Annotated in this window: 5 protein-coding genes and 1 pseudogene; 3 read left to right on the top strand and 3 right to left on the bottom strand. The window is 62.6% G+C overall.

All coding sequences use genetic code 11. The features are described 5' to 3' along the window. Together ACH2EI_RS17590 and ACH2EI_RS17585 are read right to left on the bottom strand one after the other, a co-directional pair. Nucleotides 1-135: pseudogene (locus tag ACH2EI_RS17590) on the bottom strand (ISAzo13 family transposase); the annotation flags it as partial. Nucleotides 136-147: 12 nt separating this feature from the next. After that, nucleotides 148-486, bottom strand: a complete 339-nt coding sequence (locus tag ACH2EI_RS17585; RefSeq protein ID WP_395160994.1) for a hypothetical protein — start codon at nt 484-486, stop codon at nt 148-150. 284 nt (nt 487-770) lie between these two features. On the opposite strand from ACH2EI_RS17585, the gene ACH2EI_RS17580 reads away from it, so the two are divergent. The 3 genes from ACH2EI_RS17580 to ACH2EI_RS17570 all read left to right on the top strand — a co-directional run bounded on the left by ACH2EI_RS17580 (nt 771) and on the right by ACH2EI_RS17570 (nt 2,165). Beyond that, nucleotides 771-1,286 carry a hypothetical protein gene (locus ACH2EI_RS17580; protein WP_395156928.1) on the top strand — a complete coding sequence of 172 codons (516 nt, stop codon included), beginning with the start codon at nt 771-773 and terminating at the stop codon, nt 1,284-1,286. Nucleotides 1,287-1,307: 21 nt separating this feature from the next. Beyond that, a complete protein-coding gene (locus ACH2EI_RS17575) occupies nt 1,308-1,964 on the top strand; it encodes an RES family NAD+ phosphorylase (RefSeq protein ID WP_395156926.1) in 657 nt (218 codons plus the stop codon). 72 nt (nt 1,965-2,036) lie between these two features. Beyond that, on the top strand, nt 2,037-2,165 hold the full coding sequence (locus ACH2EI_RS17570; RefSeq protein ID WP_395156924.1) for a hypothetical protein: 129 nt from the start codon (nt 2,037-2,039) through the stop codon (nt 2,163-2,165). Here the strand turns inward: ACH2EI_RS17570 and ACH2EI_RS17565 are convergent. After that, nucleotides 2,152-2,690 (bottom strand): tyrosine-type recombinase/integrase (locus tag ACH2EI_RS17565; RefSeq protein WP_395160992.1); only part of this gene is annotated, 539 nt, incomplete at its 5' end. The genes ACH2EI_RS17570 and ACH2EI_RS17565 overlap by 14 nt on opposite strands.

The following is a 2,690-nucleotide window of genomic DNA, read 5'->3' as shown; positions in this document are numbered from 1 at the left end:
GGCGTCGCGATCAGGGTGGGCAGATCCCTCGATCACCTTGGCTGGGGCCTGCAACGAGTAGCCGATCTGATGCAACAGGCGTCGCACCAACTCAGCCGACGCCGACCAGCCCTGCGCGCCGAGCGCAGCGGACAACTCGCGTACCGACTATGATGTCCACCGCAACGGCGACATTGGATCGCCACGACTACCGGGATGCACCAACTCGTCAAGGGCCAACAACAAACCGGGCTGCTTGTCGATCGCTGGTCGGTCACCGCCACCCTCGACTCGTTGACGGTCTGACGGTTCGATGCCGGCGCGGACCTCACGAACCGCTTTCGACAACGTTGACGTTGACATCGTCGAACATTCGGCCACCATCTTCTGGCCGCCACGATCGAGAACTTCAGCCATCGACCCGAACACCACCCGCCGCTGCCGCTCGTTCAGATGCGGCTCCACCGTCTTCAAGAACTCACGCAGCCCGGCCTCGGTCATTGTCATCCACCCACACTACAAACCGCGACTTATCCTATGACGGACCCTTATGCCGGTAATCAGGTGCTCGATATTGTTCAACGGTGGCCAGCAGTCGGTACAAGCCGGTCCGTCATGACGGGCCCGGCCGTCGGTACATCGTCGTCTGGCGTGCACGCACCCCGCACCGTTGGGCGCGACGTCACTTCGGCTGGATCAGTAGTCAACTGAAGACGAGGGGTTCTCCATGGTCTAGACATGTCCCGCTACAACCTCTTGCTGCAAGAGGCAGCAAGAGGTATGCTTCCTTCATGGCCGGCACTGCACAGCTCGTCGACAACGATTGGCTCGACACGTTCTCGACGGAGTTCGAACGCCTGACACGGGGCCGGCGCATCGACCCGATCGAAGCTGCTCGCCGAGCAGCCCTCGAGCCCCGACCGCCTGAGCTGATTGAGCAGGAGTGGGTACGTGACGCCCTCGGTCCCATCTTGCTTCCTCGCGACGTCCGCCACTTGCTCGACATCTCCGCTGCTCGACTCACCGAACGACGTTCGAAGCAGCACAACATCTTCGCTGTCCCGACAGCAAGCGGCCGCCTCTACGTCTATCCCGCCTATCAGTTCGACCTCGACGAGAAACGACTACTCCGTGCAGTGCCGAGCACCATCCAGCGTCTACTGCCACTCACGACCGACCTACAGCTCGCCGTCTGGTTCGCATCCTCGAACGACAAGATCGACCGTCGAGAACCGCGCGAACTCCTCGATGAACCAGGCCAACTCGAACCAGCGGTGGCCGCTGCCGAGTACCGCTGGTCACACTGACCGCTGAGCGGGGGTAGCAGAATGGCCCGCTCCGAACTCGCGCTCCAACCGCCACCCCAAGATCTCAGCGGCTTCCCCGTTGTCACGATCAAGGCCGACACACCACTGCATCGTGTGACCGGTTGGGATGTCGAGGCTGCTGTGCCTCGCTCGCCGTGGTGGTTCTCCAGCACACCCAACCCCGACCCAGGGCGGTTCGATCTCGCTCACCCGCGCGGCACGCTCTACGCCGGGCACGACGACCTTGCGGGTCTCTCCGAGCGCCTCGGACCTGACGTTGCAGCTCGCCACGAGATCGACCCGGCGATCGTTGCGAAGATGGGCTTCACGACCATTGCTTTCGACCGGCAGCTCAGACTCGCAGACGTCTCAGCTCCAACCGCAGCGGGCGCATTCGGAATGACCAAGGAATTGACCACCGGCGACTACGGACTCGCCCAAGCCTGGGCAACAGCGTTCGACGCAGCTGGCTTCGACGGCATCCTGTACGCATCACGCTTCGACAACCGAGTCGGCCCACACGCAGTGGCGATCTTCGGCGATGCCGGCGCAACCGCCGATGACTACGACGAGTCCGATCGCGAGCCAGACGACATTCTCGACGACTACGTCAAACTCACCTCAGCCCGACTGATCTACCCGCCTCGAGCCCGATCCTTGGAACATCTAGAGCCGTGATGCAACCGTCGATCGAAGGACGCGTCCGTGCCTAATTCGTGCCTAGAACAACGCTCAACAGGGTGCGATACGGTGCAACAACGCACAACAACGGCGCTCGAAGAAACCATGGCTGACCTGGCCAAACACCCCACACGCAGGCGCGATGCGTTCAGCCTCGAAGCGCTTCCCAAGCTGACGCTGACCATCAGCCTTGAATGAGACGGTCCATCGCCGACGCCACCTCGGCGTCCCGTGTTTCGGCGACGTGCTGATAACGCAGTGCAGCCCTCGGTGAGGAATGTCCCAGTCGGGCCATCGACTCGCGGATGCTGGCTCCCGCCGTAGCCGTCAGAGTGCCGGCGTGGTGCCGCAAGTCGTGAAAGGTGCATTCGACGCTGGCGTCTCGACGAGCGTTCGCCCACACTCGGCGCCACACCGTCATCGTCGGTGTTGTACTCGTTCGCAGATCGACAAACAACAGGTCGCTCGGTTTGTTCCTACCGAAGTTGGCGAGGTGCTGCTCGGCAACAGTGGTCACTGCGCTCGGAAGCGCAAGCCGCCGCACGCCGGCCGCGGTCTTGGGTGCCTGGTGATACGCCTTGTCACGAACAAAGACGATCGACGCGTCGACCGCAACCAACCAGTGATCCGCACCACGCTCGAGATCATCGACACGCAGCCCAAAGCACTCGCCTCGGCGGAGACCAACGAGGCCCGCCAGCAACACCATCAACCGATACTCGG

Origin of the sequence: Ilumatobacter sp., assembly GCF_041688325.1 — a bacterium.
Taxonomy (GTDB): domain Bacteria; phylum Actinomycetota; class Acidimicrobiia; order Acidimicrobiales; family Ilumatobacteraceae; genus Ilumatobacter_A.
Note: the sequence above shows the minus strand (reverse complement) of the source record. Positions and strands in the feature narration are given on the sequence as shown.

Coding starts and splice junctions, on each gene's coding strand:
- ACH2EI_RS17585 (WP_395160994.1), bottom strand. CDS start 486: ATGACAATGACCGAGGCCGGGCTGCGTGAGTTCTTGAAGACGGTGGAG.
- ACH2EI_RS17580 (WP_395156928.1), top strand. CDS start 771: ATGGCCGGCACTGCACAGCTCGTCGACAACGATTGGCTCGACACGTTC.
- ACH2EI_RS17575 (WP_395156926.1), top strand. CDS start 1,308: ATGGCCCGCTCCGAACTCGCGCTCCAACCGCCACCCCAAGATCTCAGC.